Origin of the sequence: Citrobacter sp. Cf136 (assembly GCF_030333815.1) — a bacterium.
Lineage (GTDB): Bacteria > Pseudomonadota > Gammaproteobacteria > Enterobacterales > Enterobacteriaceae > Citrobacter > Citrobacter freundii.
Genome location: NZ_JAOWFE010000029.1, coordinates 226418 through 242382 on the forward strand (window position 1 = coordinate 226418; position 15965 = coordinate 242382).

The window sequence follows — 15965 nt, forward strand, 5'->3', positions numbered from 1 at the left end:
GGTCTTTTATGGCGCGTCGCCAATTTTCCAGCCAGTCTCTGGTTCTTATTGTCATTGCTATCGCCATCAACATGGTCGGTGGGCAGCTTATCAGCATGTTGAAATTACCTATTTTTCTCGACTCGATTGGCACGTTGATCAGCGCGGTGCTGTTAGGTCCGGTTGTGGGGATGCTAACCGGATTACTCACTAACCTGTTGTGGGGGTTGCTGACCGATCCGATCGCCGCCGCCTTTGCGCCCGTTGCCATGGTTATTGGACTGGTCGCCGGTTGGCTGGCACGGGCGGGATGGTTTCGCACCTTACCTAAAGTCGTGGTCAGCGGCGTAATTATCACGCTTGCCGTGACCCTCGTTGCCGTGCCGATTCGCACGACTCTGTTCGGTGGTGTCACTGGCAGCGGCGCGGATCTTTTTGTCGCCTGGATGCACTCGGTCGGTCAGAACCTGGTGGAGTCCGTCGCCATCACCGTCATCGGTGCGAATCTGGTCGATAAAATCCTCACGGCAATCATCGTCTGGGTGCTGCTGCGACAACTTCCGCTGCGCACCACGCGCCATTTCCCTACGATGTCTGCCGTGCGCTAAATGCATCCGTTTACGTCGTTAACTCTGTGGGCGCTTGCCGCCTGCTCCACGCTCCTGCTGCCAGCCGGAGTGCCGCTCAGCTTGTATAGCGCCGCGACGTTTGTCGGTTTGCTATGTATGAAGGCTACGCGGTCGCGGGCGAAATACGTACTCTGGCTGATGATCCCCTTAGGACTGGGGCTATGGCTGGTACACGGCGGATGGCTTACCGAGTGGATTAGCGGGCAGCCGCGCGCACCAGAACGCTGGGCCGATGCCGCTACGCTCTGGCTACGGATCCTGGCCATTGTGTCGACATCGCAGATGTGGATGCAGTACGTGCCGGTTGCGCGCTTTATGCGCGCCCTGTTTGCTTCACGCCTGCCGCCAGGCGTTGCCTATCTGTTCGCAGGCCCGCTGCTGGTGGTTGAACAGCTCAAACACCAATTGGCGATTATTCACGAGGCACAGCGCGCACGCGGCGTACCGCTGGATGAGTCCTGGTACCAACGTTTACGCGCTATGCCGGCATTAATTGTGCCGCTCACCCATAACGCGCTCAATGACTTGGCTGTTCGCGGTGCAGCGCTCGATATGCGGGGATTTCGCCTGCATCGCACTCGCACCACGCTATGGGCGCCGCCAGACAGCACCTTACAACGTCTGGCCCGCTACGGTATGGTGGTTCTGATGGCAGTTGAGACAGGAATCTGGATATGGTTACGTTAGAGCAGTTTCGCTATATTCCGACGCACGCTATGCGGCCATCCGCCTGTTACGATTTCCATTACGCCAGGCCTGGTATGGTGGCTATTTTTGGTGAGAACGGCAGCGGGAAAAGTACGCTGGCACAGCTGATGGCTGGCTGGTACCCCGACTTCCTTCCGGGAGAAATTGAGGGCACAGGCACGCTACTGGGTAATCCCATCGGGCAACTATCGCTGGTCGAGCAGTCGAGTACCATCCAGCTTGTGCAGCAGTCACCTTACCTGCAGCTTTCAGGTTGTACTTTCAGCGTGGAGGAAGAAGTGGCGTTTGGCCCGGAAAATCTCTGCCTTACCGAGACTGAAATTATGCAGCGCATAGATGTCGCCCTTACGCTGACGGAATGTCAGCCTCTGCGCCATCGTCATCCCGGCACCCTTTCCGGCGGGGAAACCCAGCGGGTAGTCATTGCCAGCGCACTCGCCATGCAGCCGAAAATATTGATTCTGGATGAAGCGTTCAGTCGCCTGACGGCGCAAGCCACGGCAATGCTGCTGGCGCGACTGCAACAGTGGGCACAGGAACAGCATGCTTTGGTGATATTTTTCGAACGCAACCCTTCACCTTTTCTCAGCTACTGCCAGCAGGCATGGCAGCTGCGCGACGGAGCATTGTCATCACTATGCTGACGCTAAACCAGATCAGCTATCGCTGGCCGAACGCCGCCGATGACTGTTTACGCAATATTTCGCTGGAACTCCAGGAGGGGGAATGGCTGGCGCTAACGGGCGATAATGGCGCAGGAAAATCCACGCTTTTGCGCATCATGGCCGGGCTACTGACGCCCTCATCCGGCACAATAACCGTTCAAAATCGTGCGATTGCGCAACTGAAAAACCGGGAGCGCGCCAGGGTGCTCGGCGTACTGTTTCAGGAAGCGGAGAATCAAATCTTTCACAGCAAGGTTGCAGAGGAAGTGGCCTTCGGATTACGGCTACAGAAGCTTCCGGCGACTGAAATTGCGCAACGCACGATGGCGGCGCTGCGATTATGTCAGTTAGAGGATGTCGCCGACGCGCACCCGCTCGATCTGCATACTGCACAACGACGTATGGTTGCCGTCGCCAGTCTGGAAGCCCTCAAACCCGCTATTCTACTGCTGGATGAGCCCAGCCGGGACTTTGATGCGCACTGGCTTGGCGTCTTCGAAAACTGGCTGGCAGTGTGTCGTACACGTGGCACCAGCGTTGTAGCGATCAGTCATGACGCTGCATTTACGCAGCGCCATTTTTCGCGCGTAGTACGTCTTGAAGCAGGTCAGCTACGCACGTAACTCCCCTGAGAAGCAAAAAACGGGCCGCCTGAGCGACCCGTTTTCACCTGTAATCGAAATTACAGCAGTTCTTTTGCTTTCGCGACCACGTTGTCTACTGTGAAGCCGAATTCTTCAAACAGCAGTTCTGCCGGTGCAGACTCACCAAAGGTAGTCATACCGACAATAGCGCCGTTCAGACCCACGTATTTGAACCAGTAGTCAGCAATGCCAGCTTCGATAGCGACGCGAGCAGAGACGGCTTTCGGCAGTACGGATTCACGGTAAGCCGCATCCTGCTTGTCGAATGCATCGGTAGACGGCATGGAAACCACGCGCGCTTTCACGCCTTCAGCGGTCAGTTTGTCCCAGGCAGCCACGGCAAGTTCAACTTCAGAACCGGTGGCGATGAAGATCAACTCCGGCTGACCCGCGCAATCTTTCAGCACGTAGCCACCGCGAGCGATGTTCGCCAGTTGCTCTGCAGTACGTTCCTGCTGTGCCAGGTTCTGACGGGAGAGGATCAGCGCGGTCGGGCCGTCCTGACGCTCAACACCGTATTTCCATGCTACTGCGGATTCAACCTGGTCACACGGACGCCATGTGCTCATGTTCGGGGTCACACGCAGAGAAGCAACCTGCTCTACCGGCTGGTGAGTCGGGCCATCTTCACCCAGACCGATGGAGTCGTGAGTATAGACCATCACCTGACGCTGTTTCATCAGCGCAGCCATACGCACCGCGTTACGGGCATATTCCACGAACATCAGGAAGGTGGAGGTGTACGGCAGGAAACCACCATGCAGGGAAATACCATTTGCGATAGCGGTCATACCGAATTCACGTACACCGTAATGGATGTAGTTACCGGCAGTATCTTCGTTGATGGCCTTAGAACCAGACCACAGAGTCAGGTTAGATGGCGCGAGGTCAGCAGAGCCGCCGAGGAATTCAGGCAGCAGAGGACCGAAGGCTTCAATCGCGTTCTGAGAAGCTTTACGGCTGGCGATTTTCGCCGGGTTAGCCTGCAGCTTAGCAATGAACTCGTTGGCTTTCGCGTCGAAGTCAGACGGCATTTCACCTTTCATACGACGGGTGAATTCAGCAGCTTCCTGCGGGAAAGCTTTGGCATAAGCAGCGAACTTCTCGTTCCATGCGGCTTCTTTTGCCTGGCCGGCTTCTTTCGCATCCCACTGCGCGTAGATTTCAGACGGGATTTCGAACGGCGCGTATTTCCAGCCCAGCTGTTCGCGGGTCAGTGCGATTTCTGCATCGCCCAGCGGTGCACCGTGAGAGTCGTGGGTACCGGCTTTGTTCGGAGAACCGAAACCGATGATGGTTTTGCACATCAGCAGGGACGGTTTGTCGGTCACTGCGCGTGCTTCTTCAACAGCGCGTTTAATCGCGTCAGCATCGTGACCATCTACACCACGAATCACGTGCCAGCCGTAAGCTTCGAAACGCTTCGCGGTGTCATCGGTGAACCAGCCTTCAACGTGGCCATCGATAGAGATGCCGTTGTCATCGTAGAACGCAACCAGTTTACCCAGTTTCAGCGTACCGGCCAGGGAACATACCTCGTGAGAGATACCTTCCATCATGCAGCCGTCGCCCATGAAAGCATAGGTGAAGTGGTCAACGATGTCGTGACCAGGACGGTTAAACTGCGCCGCCAGCGTTTTTTCAGCGATAGCCATACCCACTGCATTCGCAATGCCCTGACCCAAAGGACCGGTCGTGGTTTCAACACCCGCGGTGTAACCCACTTCCGGGTGACCCGGCGTTTTGGAGTGCAGCTGACGGAAGTTCTGCAGCTCGGACATAGGCAGATCATAGCCGGTGAGGTGCAGCAGGCTGTAAATCAGCATTGAACCGTGGCCGTTAGACAGCACGAAACGGTCACGGTCAGCCCAGGACGGGTTAGTCGGGTTGTGGTTCAGGAAATCACGCCACAGGACTTCGGCAATGTCAGCCATACCCATCGGGGCACCCGGGTGACCGGATTTGGCTTTCTGTACTGCGTCCATGCTCAGCGCACGAATAGCATTGGCAAGCTCTTTACGTGAGGACATTTTGACTCCAGATCGGATAATGAAGGCCACGCCCTAAACGACTTGACGACAGCGCGTTTTGGGCTACGCCGGAAAAAAGTGCCAACAATGTAACCCAAGCCGCGTGTCATGTACATGGAGCATCCTTTTACCGCTTCAGAAATCTCTGGATCATGCGCGCAAGTTGCGCAATCTTCTCGCCCGCTTATTGTTCTTTTCTTTATACTTATGCCGAGCGTCGGTTCACCTGCAAACGACGCATTTTTTAGAATAATCCTGACTTTGTGCGGAAGAGAAAAAATGAAAATTCGCGCTTTACTGCTTGCTACGAGCATGGCGGCGGCATTGACCGGCTGCCAGAACATGGACTCAAACGGACTGCTTTCCTCAGGCGCAGAGGCTTTTCAGGCCTACAGTCTGAGCGATGCGCAGGTAAAAGCGCTGAGCGATCAGGCCTGTAAGGATATGGACAGCAAAGCTACCATCGCCCCGGCTGGCAGCGAGTATGCAACGCGTCTTGGCAAAATCGCCGCCGCGCTTGGCGATAACATTAACGGCCAGCCGGTGAACTACAAAGTCTATATGGCGAAAGATGTAAATGCCTTTGCCATGGCGAACGGCTGTATCCGCGTATACAGCGGCCTGATGGATATGATGACCGACAACGAAGTCGAAGCGGTGATCGGCCACGAAATGGGTCACGTTGCGCTGGGTCACGTGAAAAAAGGGATGCAGGTTGCGCTGGGTACGAACGCCGTGCGGGCAGCTGCGGCTTCCGCTGGCGGGATTGTCGGCAGCCTGTCGCAATCGCAATTGGGCGATCTTGGCGAGAAACTGGTGAACTCGCAGTTCTCCCAGCGTCAGGAATCCGAGGCGGATGATTACTCGTATGATCTGTTGCGCAAACGTGGGATCAACCCGGCTGGCTTAGCCACCAGTTTTGAGAAACTGGCAAAACTGGAAGCAGGACGTCAAAGCTCAATGTTTGACGATCATCCGGCATCCGCAGAACGTGCGCAACATATTCGCGATCGCATGAGCGCAGACGGGATCAAATAATCTTCGAACAGTGCCGGATGGCGGCGTGAACGCCTTATCCGGCCTACAGAATTACAAATTTAGTCCAGCGATCGGGCGTTATTGGCGAAGCCAGTTTGAGACCGGACAGCGCACAGCCACCGGAGCGTACACGTAGTACGTGAGGATGGCGAGCACTGCCCGGGTTCAAAATGGCGAGTAAAATAGCCCGAAACCGTTACTCGCCTTTTTTCGCCGCCTGGATATAGAGCATCTCCAACGCTAACGTTGCCGCCGCCAGTGCGGTGATCTCTGACTGATCGTAGGCCGGAGCCACTTCAACAACATCCATCCCGACGATGTTCAGATCTTTCAGACCACGTACCAGTTTAATAGCACGATCGGAAGTCAGACCGCCGATCACTGGCGTACCGGTTCCTGGTGCAAACGCCGGGTCCAGACAGTCGATATCAAAAGTCAGGTATACCGGCATATCACCGACAATCTGCTTAACCTGAGCGATAATGTCATCAACGCTGCGGTCGTTAACCTGGCACGCATCCAGCACGGTAAAGCCGTTGTCTTTGTCGAACTCGGTACGAATACCGATCTGCACAGAGTGATTCGGATCGATCAGACCTTCGTTCGGCGCAGTGTAGAACATGGTGCCGTGGTCGAATTCGCAGCCGTTAGCGTAGGTGTCGGTGTGGGCATCAAAGTGCACCAGCGCCATTTTACCAAAGTGCTTGGCATGCGCGCGCAGCAGCGGCAGCGTGACGAAGTGGTCGCCGCCAAAGGAGAGCATGCGCTTACCGGCAGACAGCAGCTTCTCAGCATGCGCCTGCAGTTTTTCACTCATTTCACGCGCATCCCCGAACGCATAAACCAGATCGCCGCAGTCCACCACGTTCAGGCGCTCGCGCATATCGAAGTTCCACGGGAAGCGGTTGTGCTCCCAGGCCAGGTTGGTGGAAACCTGACGGATTGCCGCCGGACCATGACGCCCGCCCGCACGACCAGACGTTGCCATATCAAACGGTACACCGGTGATCACCCAGTCGGCGTCGCTGTCGTACGGCATGAAGTTCATCGGCAGACGTAAAAAACCAAAGGCGTTAGAAACCAGGGAGTTGTCGTATTGATGACCTAAGGTGCTCATGTACTGACCTCTTTAAAAATCGATGAAAAAAAATCCCCTCCGCGTCGTTAAGCCCGACGAGGAAGGGATTGATTTGGTAACTGCATATTTACGGCAAATTATCGCCGTTATTTTGTACGGATTCAAGTGAGTGCCACAAATGCTGCCCCCGCGGATTCCGACTGCCGGATGGCGGCTTCGCCTTATCCGGCCTACTTTCGTAGGAACGGTAAGCGCAGCGCCACCTGGCATTTATCGTTACTCATCTTCCAGATAAGTATAACCGTACAGACCGGCTTCAAACTCTTCGAGGAACTGCTGTTGCAGCTCAGCGTCCAGATCGGTGTTTTTCACCTGGTCACGGAACTGCGTCAGCAGGGTGTTCGGATCCAGCTGCACGTATTGCAGCATATCCGCCACGGTATCCCCTTCGTCGGACAGCTCAACTTCTACGCTGCCGTCAGGGAAGACGAACACGTCAACCGCTTCGGTATCACCAAACAAGTTGTGCATGTTGCCGAGGATCTCCTGGTACGCACCCACCATAAAGAAGCCCAGCATCGGCGGGTTCTCAGGGTCGTATTCCGGCATCGGCATGGTGGTCGCAATGCCATCACCGTCAACGTAGTGGTCGATAGCGCCATCAGAGTCACAGGTGATATCCAACAGCACCGCACGGCGTTCAGGCACCTGATTCAACCCTTCCAGCGGCATTACCGGGAACAGCTGATCGATCCCCCACGCATCCGGCATCGACTGGAACAGCGAGAAGTTGACGTAAATCTTATCCGCCATACGTTCCTGCAGCTCGTCGATAATCGGACGGTGCGCACGGTTGCTCGGGTCGAGTTGTTTCTGCACTTCATGGCACATGTTCAGATACAGCTGCTCTGCCCACGCACGCTCCTGCAGGCTAAAGGTGCCTGAAGAGTACCCAACGTGAATATCGTGCAGATCCATCTGGCTGTCGTGCAGCCATTCACGCAGCGAACGACGGGTTCCCGGTTCATGCATCTCTTGCCAGGTTTCCCACATGCTTTGCAGGGAACGTGGCGCGTTGTCTGCCGGAGGCGTCGCTTCGGTGATTTCGCTACGCTCAACGCCAATGATGTTAGATACCAGCACGGTATGGTGCGCGGTAACCGCACGGCCAGACTCGGTGATTACCGTCGGATGCGGCAGACCGTGTTCTTCACAGGCGTCGCCAATAGCCCAGATGATGTTGTTGGCGTATTCGTTCAAACCGTAGTTTACGGAACAGTCAGACTGCGAACGGGTACCTTCGTAATCCACGCCCAGACCACCGCCCACGTCGAAGCACTGGATATTGACGCCAAGCTTGTGCAGCTCAACGTAGAAACGCGCCGATTCACGTACGCCGGTGGCGATATCACGAATGTTCGCCATTTGGGAGCCGAGATGGAAGTGCAGCAACTGGATGCTGTCCAGACGACCACGCTCGCGCAGAATTTCTACCAGTTGCAGCACCTGGTTTGCCGCCAGGCCGAATTTTGATTTCTCACCGCCGGAGGACTGCCACTTGCCAGAGCCCTGCGACGCCAGACGCGCACGCACGCCCAGACGCGGAACGACATTCAGGCGTTCAGCTTCATCCAGCACGATAGCGATTTCAGACATCTTTTCGATGACCAGATAGACCTTATGGCCCATCTTCTCGCCAATCAGTGCCAGACGGATATATTCGCGGTCTTTATAACCGTTACACACGATCACGCTACGGGTCATTCCGGCATGGGCCAGAACGGCCATCAATTCAGCTTTGGAACCAGCTTCCAGCCCCAGAGGTTCGCCGGAGTGGATCAGCGATTCAATCACGCGACGATGCTGGTTGACCTTGATCGGGTAAACGAGGAAATAGTCACCGTTGTAGCCGTAGGATTCACGGGCGCGTTTAAACGCGGCGTTAATCGAACGCAAACGATGTTGCAGGATCTGCGGGAAGCAGAACAATGCAGGCAGACGCTGGCCCTGCGCTTCACGGGCTTTCACCAACTCAGCAAGGTCAACGCGCGCTTCGGGTACGTCCGGATCCGGGCACACGCTGATGTGGCCCAGTTCATTGACGTCGTAGTAGTTATTACCCCACCAGGCAATATTGTAAGTACGCAGCATCTTGCTGGCTTCCTGGGAACTCATTGCAACCTCCTGCATGGAGCGTAGTACACCGTGTTCGCCTGCTGACGAAGGCGAACCCAAAGAAATGTCGTCAGACATAGCGAACCTCAAATTTTATTAACAAGTGTAAAACAGTTGACTACTATCGCAATCCGAAGACGCGATAACAACCCAAATACAGGCAGAATTTGCAGCAGATAGTGCTGACGCTCCGACTGTGCGACCGGTTTCTTTTTCATATCAATGTAAACACGTAACCGAACTTAATGCTGACGGTTCGGCGAAACCACGAGAAAACTCTTGTTTACCAAGAGCGCCCTTGTTCAGTTCTTAGTGACCGTTACCGGCCCTGGAGTCCTGAGAAGCGCCGAGATGGGTATAACATCGGCAGGTATGCAAGATGCAGATTGCGGGGAACATATGTACACCAGAACGGTGCGACAGATTCAGCAGAATACAACGGTTCATTATCTCGTATCACCTCCACGGTTGCTCCTGACGGAACGAACCCACAAGCCAAAGCTAAAGTCTTAACCCGGCTGGAAGTGGCAACACGATGAAAACGTCGTGTGCTTTTGTATGAGCCGCGCGCCGCGTTTTATACCCATAAGGAAGTCAAAAAGCAAAAGATAAATGCGCGCATTGCCAGCACCGTCAGGAAAAATTTCCAGTTACATTTTCAGTACAATGCGACCTCAATCAAAAAAAGCTGGAAATCAGGCGAAGAACTGTCCTAAAATAGCCGTCCAGATGTTAATCCATCTATACCGATTAACACTCAGACTGCCAGTGTCCGTCATCTGCAGACTCATGGTAGAATCTTCTACACATGGCTATTCCACTCGACAGTTTGAGCTAACCAAATTCTCCTTAGGTGAAATTAAATATGGCAAAACACCTTTTTACGTCCGAGTCCGTATCAGAAGGGCATCCTGACAAAATCGCTGACCAAATCTCTGACGCCGTACTGGACGCAATCCTCGAGCAGGATCCGAAAGCACGCGTTGCCTGCGAAACCTACGTCAAAACCGGTATGGTTTTAGTTGGCGGTGAGATCACCACCAGCGCATGGGTTGATATCGAAGAGATCACCCGTAATACGGTTCGCGAAATTGGCTATGTGCATTCCGACATGGGCTTTGACGCCAACTCTTGTGCGGTACTGAGCGCGATTGGTAAACAGTCTCCGGACATCAACCAGGGTGTTGACCGCGCCGATCCGCTGGAACAGGGTGCAGGCGACCAGGGTCTGATGTTTGGTTATGCAACCAACGAAACCGACGTGCTGATGCCAGCTCCAATTACCTATGCTCACCGTCTGGTGCAGCGTCAGGCTGAAGTGCGTAAAAACGGCACCTTATCCTGGCTGCGTCCGGATGCAAAAAGCCAGGTTACCTTCCAGTATGACGACGGCAAAATCGTCGGTATTGATGCGGTTGTTCTGTCGACTCAGCACTCTGAAGACATCGATCAGAAATCGCTGCAAGAAGCCGTTATGGAAGAGATCATCAAGCCGGTACTGCCGACTGAATGGCTGACTGCTTCGACCAAGTTCTTCATCAACCCAACCGGTCGTTTCGTAATCGGCGGTCCAATGGGCGACTGTGGACTGACAGGTCGTAAAATCATCGTTGATACCTACGGCGGCATGGCGCGTCACGGCGGCGGTGCATTCTCTGGTAAGGATCCGTCTAAAGTTGACCGTTCCGCAGCCTATGCAGCCCGTTACGTCGCGAAAAACATTGTTGCCGCTGGTCTGGCTGACCGTTGTGAGATTCAGGTTTCCTACGCAATCGGCGTGGCTGAACCGACCTCTATCATGGTGGAAACGTTCGGTACTGAAAAAGTGCCTTCTGAGCAACTGACCCTGCTGGTGCGCGAGTTCTTCGACCTGCGCCCGTATGGCCTGATTCAGATGCTGGATCTGCTGCACCCGATTTACAAAGAAACCGCTGCTTACGGTCACTTTGGTCGCGAACATTTCCCATGGGAAAAAACCGACAAAGCCGCTCTGCTGCGTGAAGCTGCCGGTCTGAAGTAATTCCCTCACGGTTCAACGCTTATGAAGACCAGCCTCGCGCTGGTCTTTTTTATGTCCTTTTCTCTTCCGTACCCCATAGCCAAAGCTACGCTAACCTCCCTTGTTGTAAACAACAAATGAAAGCGATTACATATCACAGTACCTCAACCCAAACTGAATTAACTTCTCTTCGCCCCTATGATTGCATCAGTGTTACATTATATTTCAGCATTATCTTAAATTCAGACAATTAACTTTATTCACGCTAAATGAATAGCGTTATTTTTCAATGAAATAACTGATAATCCATGTGAATGCCAGTGTAACCGATTACACTAATGTGATGTGATTCTCATTTTTTTACCCCGTACTCACCTACCCTTAACATCAACAAAACTAGCTACCCAACCGGAGGGCATCATGCCTGACAATAAAAAAACGGGGCGTTCCAACAAAGCCATGACATTTTTTGTCTGCTTTCTTGCAGCCCTGGCTGGATTACTTTTTGGCCTGGATATCGGTGTTATTGCCGGTGCTTTACCCTTCATCACCGATGAGTTCCAAATTACCCCCCACACTCAGGAATGGGTGGTGAGTTCGATGATGTTTGGTGCTGCCGTGGGTGCAGTCGGCAGCGGTTGGCTCTCCTTCAAACTGGGGCGTAAAAAGAGTTTGATGATCGGCGCAATCCTGTTTGTTGCCGGTTCACTGTTCTCCGCCGCGGCACCAAACGTTGAAGTGCTGTTGGTTTCCCGCGTGCTGCTCGGCCTTGCGGTAGGCGTTGCGTCTTATACCGCGCCGCTTTACCTGTCTGAAATTGCCCCGGAAAAAATTCGTGGCAGCATGATCTCTATGTATCAGTTGATGATCACCATCGGTATTTTGGGTGCGTATCTTTCCGATACGGCGTTTAGCTACAGCGGCGCATGGCGCTGGATGCTGGGCGTGATCATCATCCCTGCCCTGCTGCTGCTGGTTGGCGTTATCTTCCTGCCGGACAGCCCACGCTGGTTTGCTGCTAAACGTCGTTTCGTCGATGCTGAACGTGTTCTGTTGCGTTTGCGTGATACCAGCGCAGAAGCCAAACGCGAGCTGGATGAAATTCGTGAAAGTCTGCAGGTGAAGCAGAGCGGCTGGGCGCTGTTTAAAGAAAACAGCAACTTCCGCCGCGCGGTATTCCTTGGCGTCCTGTTACAGGTGATGCAGCAGTTCACCGGGATGAACGTCATTATGTATTACGCACCGAAAATCTTTGAGCTGGCGGGCTACACCAACACCACCGAGCAGATGTGGGGGACTGTTATCGTCGGTCTGACCAACGTGCTGGCAACCTTTATCGCCATTGGCCTGGTTGACCGTTGGGGCCGCAAGCCTACGCTGATCCTCGGCTTTATCGTCATGGCCGTCGGTATGGGCGTGCTGGGTACGATGATGCACGTGGGTATTCACTCGGCGGCCGCGCAATACTTCGCTGTACTGATGCTGCTGATGTTTATCGTTGGCTTTGCCATGAGCGCCGGTCCGCTGATTTGGGTTCTGTGCTCTGAAATCCAACCGCTGAAAGGCCGCGATTTCGGTATCACCTGCTCTACCGCAACCAACTGGATTGCCAATATGATCGTCGGTGCAACCTTCCTGACGATGCTGAACTCGCTGGGCAGCGCCAATACTTTCTGGGTCTACGGTGGTTTGAACGTCCTGTTCATCTTCCTGACCCTGTGGCTGATACCTGAAACTAAAAATGTCTCTCTGGAACACATTGAACGTAACCTGATGAAAGGTCGTAAACTGCGCGAAATTGGCGCACACGACTAATCACGAAAAGCTTCCTCCCCCGCGGGAGGAAGCCTTCCTCTTGCAGTCCCTTCCCTGTCGCACTATCCTCTGGCGCTATGAAAACCTCCCGTCTCCCTATCGCCATCCAGCAAGCCGTTATGCGCAGCCTGCGGGAAAAGCTCGCTCAGGCCAACCTCAAGCTCGAACGCAATTACCCGGAGCCAACGCTGGTTTACCAACAGCGCGGAACCGCCGCGGGTACCGCGTGGCTACAAACCTATGAAATTCGCCTTAATCCCGTCCTGCTGATTGAGAACGTTGACGCGTTCGTTAACGAAGTGGTGCCCCATGAACTGGCGCATTTACTGGTGTGGAAATACTTTGGCCGCGTGCCGCCGCACGGCAAAGAGTGGAAATGGATGATGGAAAGCGTGCTGGGCGTGCCAGCCCGACGCACGCATCAGTTCGAACTGCAATCCGTGCAGCGTAAGACCTTTACTTACCGCTGCAAGTGTCAGGAACACCAATTGACCGTACGCCGCCATAACCGCGTGATACGCGGCGAAGCCACCTACCGCTGCGTTCACTGCGGCGAACCACTGATTGCAGAATAATCTTCAGAATTATCAGGAACTTTTCTGATCTAACTGATTGCATACAGGAATGACTTTCGCTACGTTGCGGGCTCGTTTTAACACGGAGTTCGTGATGTACCGTAATTTTTCCTTTGCTGCGGCCCTGTTAGCCGCAGCATTTTCAGGCCCGGCTTTAGCCGAAGGCATCAACAGTTTTTCTCAGGCAAAAGCGGCGGGCGTCAAAGTTGACGCCGATGCGCCAGGCGATTTCTACTGCGGTTGTAAAATTAACTGGCAAGGCAAAAAAGGGGTCGTGGACCTCGAATCCTGCGGCTATAAAGTGCGAAAAAACGAAAACCGCGCCAGTCGAATTGAATGGGAGCACGTTGTCCCCGCCTGGCAGTTTGGTCATCAGCGGCAGTGCTGGCAGGACGGAGGGCGTAAAAACTGCGCTAAAGATCCGGTCTATCGCAAAATGGAAAGCGATATGCATAACCTGCAGCCTGCGGTAGGTGAAGTGAATGGCGATCGCGCTAACTTCATGTACAGCCAGTGGAACGGTGGCGAAGGCCAGTATGGACAGTGCGCGATGAAGGTTGATTTCAAAGAGAAAGTTGCCGAGCCGCCTGCCCGCGCCCGTGGCGCCATCGCGCGTACCTATTTTTATATGCGCGACCAATACAACCTGACGCTCTCTCGCCAGCAAACCCAGCTTTTTAATGCCTGGAATAAGCAGTATCCGGTCACCGACTGGGAGTGTGAGCGCGACGAACGCATCGCGAAGGTACAGGGGAATCATAACCCCTATGTGCAACGCGCTTGCCAGGCGCAAAAGAGCTAACCTACACTAGCGGCAATATTTTTAACCATGCCCTGGCCTGTTGCAGCCCAGGGCCATGACGCGGATGTTTAACTATGCGCATTCCTCGCATTTATCACCCAGAGCCACTCGCTTCCGGTAGCCAAATTTCACTGTGTGAAGATGCTGCCAACCATATCGGCCGTGTACTACGTATGGGGCCAGGCCAGCCGCTACAGCTGTTTGATGGCAGCAATCAAGTATTCGACGCCGAAATTACCCATGCCAGTAAGAAAAGCGTGGAAGTGAAAGTGCTTAACGCTGAACTCGACGATCGGGAATCACCGTTGCATATCCACCTGGGCCAGGTAATGTCGCGCGGTGAAAAAATGGAATTTACTATCCAGAAATCGATTGAACTGGGTGTAAGCCTCATTACGCCACTTTTTTCTGAGCGTTGCGGCGTTAAACTGGACAATGAACGCCTGAACAAGAAGCTCCAGCAGTGGCAGAAAATAGCTATTGCCGCCTGCGAACAGTGCGGTCGTAATCGGGTGCCTGAAATTCGCCCGGCAATGGATCTGGAAGCATGGTGCGCAGAACAGGACGAAGGACTGAAGCTCAATCTGCATCCTCGCGCCAGCGCCAGCATTAACACGCTGCCGCTCCCGGTGGAGCGCATCCGATTGCTGATTGGCCCGGAAGGTGGGTTGTCGGCAGATGAAATTGCCATGACCGCACGGTATCAGTTTACTGATATTCTGTTAGGACCTCGCGTTCTGCGTACTGAGACAACTGCGCTCACCGCCATTACCGCGCTTCAGGTGCGTTTTGGCGATCTGGGCTAAGGCATAAACGGAGAAGAACATGATCAAGCTCGGCATCGTGATGGATCCCATCGCAAGCATCAACATCAAGAAAGATTCCAGCTTCGCAATGCTGCTGGAAGCGCAACGCCGCGGTTACGAAATTCATTATATGGAGATGGCCGATCTTTATCTGATCAACGGTGAAGCCCGCGCCCATACGCGTACCCTGAGCGTAGAGCAGAACTACGACAAATGGTATGAATTTAAGAGCGAACAGGATCTCCCGCTGGCAGACCTGGACGTTATTCTGATGCGTAAGGATCCGCCGTTTGATACCGAGTTCATCTACGCGACCTATATTCTGGAACGTGCAGAAGAGAAAGGAACGCTGATCGTCAACAAACCGCAGAGCCTGCGCGACTGCAACGAAAAGTTGTTCACCGCATGGTTTGCCGATCTGACGCCGGAAACTCTGGTCACGCGTAATAAAGCGCAGCTGAAAGCCTTCTGGCAAAAACACAGCGACATCATTCTCAAACCGCTGGACGGCATGGGCGGGGCCTCTATTTTCCGCGTGAAGGAAGGCGATCCGAACCTCGGCGTTATTGCGGAAACGCTGACCGAGCACGGTACCCGCTACTGCATGGCGCAGAACTATCTGCCAGCCATTAAAGACGGCGATAAACGCGTGCTGGTGGTCGATGGCGAACCCGTTCCTTACTGCCTGGCGCGTATTCCGCAGGGCGGCGAAACCCGTGGCAACCTGGCCGCAGGTGGTCGTGGCGAGCCGCGTCCATTAACCGACAGTGACTGGGAAATTGCCCGTCGCATTGGGCCAACGCTGAAAGCGAAAGGTTTGATTTTTGTCGGTCTGGATATCATTGGCGATCGTCTGACGGAAATTAACGTCACCAGCCCAACCTGTATTCGTGAAATTGAAGCGGAGTTCCCGGTTTCGATTACCGGTATGCTGATGGATGCCATTGAGGCCCGTCTGCAGAAGTAAATACGTTGCCGGATGGCGACGATTTCGCGTCTAATCCGGCCTACAATTGCACCCC

Annotated in this window: 16 protein-coding genes; 11 read left to right on the forward strand and 5 right to left on the reverse strand. The window is 54.1% G+C overall.

Features of this window, described 5'->3' with window-relative positions:
* Positions 1-8: 8 nt before the first annotated feature.
* The 4 genes from OGV98_RS01630 to OGV98_RS01645 are packed head-to-tail and all read left to right on the forward strand — an operon-like array spanning position 9 to position 2604.
* Positions 9-587 carry an ECF transporter S component gene (locus OGV98_RS01630; protein WP_003027040.1) on the forward strand — a complete coding sequence of 193 codons (579 nt, stop codon included), beginning with the start codon at positions 9-11 and terminating at the stop codon, positions 585-587.
* Positions 588-1295 (forward strand): energy-coupling factor transporter transmembrane component T, encoded by a 708-nt coding sequence (locus tag OGV98_RS01635; protein WP_202581005.1) that lies wholly within the window; start codon positions 588-590, stop codon positions 1293-1295.
* Positions 1283-1960, forward strand: a complete 678-nt coding sequence (locus OGV98_RS01640; protein ID WP_202581004.1) for an ABC transporter ATP-binding protein — start codon at positions 1283-1285, stop codon at positions 1958-1960. Before OGV98_RS01635 ends, OGV98_RS01640 begins: the two co-directional genes overlap by 13 nt.
* Positions 1954-2604: an ABC transporter ATP-binding protein gene (locus OGV98_RS01645; RefSeq protein WP_174328943.1), complete on the forward strand. Its 651-nt coding sequence runs from the start codon at positions 1954-1956 to the stop codon at positions 2602-2604. The genes OGV98_RS01640 and OGV98_RS01645 overlap by 7 nt, the downstream gene beginning before the upstream one ends.
* A 59-nt stretch (positions 2605-2663) precedes the next feature.
* Here the strand turns inward: OGV98_RS01645 and tkt are convergent, their stop codons facing one another.
* Positions 2664-4655, reverse strand: coding sequence for a transketolase (tkt, locus tag OGV98_RS01650; protein WP_003027049.1), 1992 nt, complete (start codon positions 4653-4655; stop codon positions 2664-2666).
* A 279-nt stretch (positions 4656-4934) separates the two neighbouring features.
* Between tkt and loiP the strand changes: the two genes are divergently transcribed.
* A complete protein-coding gene (gene loiP, locus OGV98_RS01655) occupies positions 4935-5693 on the forward strand; it encodes a metalloprotease LoiP (protein ID WP_003027053.1) in 759 nt (252 codons plus the stop codon).
* Positions 5694-5889: 196 nt separating this feature from the next.
* On the opposite strand, the gene speB is transcribed toward loiP, so the two are convergent.
* From speB to yqgG, 4 genes are all read right to left on the reverse strand, one after another.
* Positions 5890-6810, reverse strand: coding sequence for an agmatinase (gene speB, locus OGV98_RS01660; RefSeq protein ID WP_003027056.1), 921 nt, complete (start codon positions 6808-6810; stop codon positions 5890-5892).
* 237 nt (positions 6811-7047) lie between these two features.
* Complete coding sequence (speA, locus tag OGV98_RS01665; protein ID WP_049001594.1) at positions 7048-9024, reverse strand: biosynthetic arginine decarboxylase; 1977 nt, start codon at positions 9022-9024, stop codon at positions 7048-7050.
* A gap of 8 nt (positions 9025-9032) precedes the next feature.
* Positions 9033-9164 (reverse strand): acid stress response protein YqgB, encoded by a 132-nt coding sequence (yqgB, locus tag OGV98_RS01670; RefSeq protein ID WP_003027062.1) that lies wholly within the window; start codon positions 9162-9164, stop codon positions 9033-9035.
* Positions 9165-9255: 91 nt separating this feature from the next.
* Entirely contained in the window at positions 9256-9393 is a 138-nt protein-coding gene (gene yqgG, locus OGV98_RS01675) for a small protein YqgG (RefSeq protein WP_269147429.1), read from the reverse strand.
* A gap of 418 nt (positions 9394-9811) precedes the next feature.
* Between yqgG and metK the strand changes: the two genes are divergently transcribed.
* The 6 genes from metK (at position 9812) to gshB (ending at position 15910) form a co-directional block, all read left to right on the forward strand.
* Complete coding sequence (gene metK, locus OGV98_RS01680; protein WP_003027071.1) at positions 9812-10966, forward strand: methionine adenosyltransferase; 1155 nt, start codon at positions 9812-9814, stop codon at positions 10964-10966.
* Positions 10967-11365: 399 nt separating this feature from the next.
* Positions 11366-12760 carry a galactose/proton symporter gene (galP, locus tag OGV98_RS01685; RefSeq protein WP_003027074.1) on the forward strand — a complete coding sequence of 465 codons (1395 nt, stop codon included), beginning with the start codon at positions 11366-11368 and terminating at the stop codon, positions 12758-12760.
* 77 nt (positions 12761-12837) lie between these two features.
* Positions 12838-13335, forward strand: a complete 498-nt coding sequence (locus OGV98_RS01690) for a SprT family zinc-dependent metalloprotease (RefSeq protein WP_202581003.1) — start codon at positions 12838-12840, stop codon at positions 13333-13335.
* Positions 13336-13429: 94 nt separating this feature from the next.
* The gene (endA, locus tag OGV98_RS01695; RefSeq protein WP_174328941.1) at positions 13430-14137 is read left to right on the forward strand and encodes a deoxyribonuclease I; all 708 of its coding nucleotides are present in this window, start codon (positions 13430-13432) and stop codon (positions 14135-14137) included.
* A gap of 74 nt (positions 14138-14211) precedes the next feature.
* Complete coding sequence (rsmE, locus tag OGV98_RS01700; RefSeq protein ID WP_003027080.1) at positions 14212-14943, forward strand: 16S rRNA (uracil(1498)-N(3))-methyltransferase; 732 nt, start codon at positions 14212-14214, stop codon at positions 14941-14943.
* Between the two features lie 19 nt (positions 14944-14962).
* A complete protein-coding gene (gene gshB, locus OGV98_RS01705) occupies positions 14963-15910 on the forward strand; it encodes a glutathione synthase (RefSeq protein WP_003027083.1) in 948 nt (315 codons plus the stop codon).
* Positions 15911-15965: the final 55 nt, after the last annotated feature.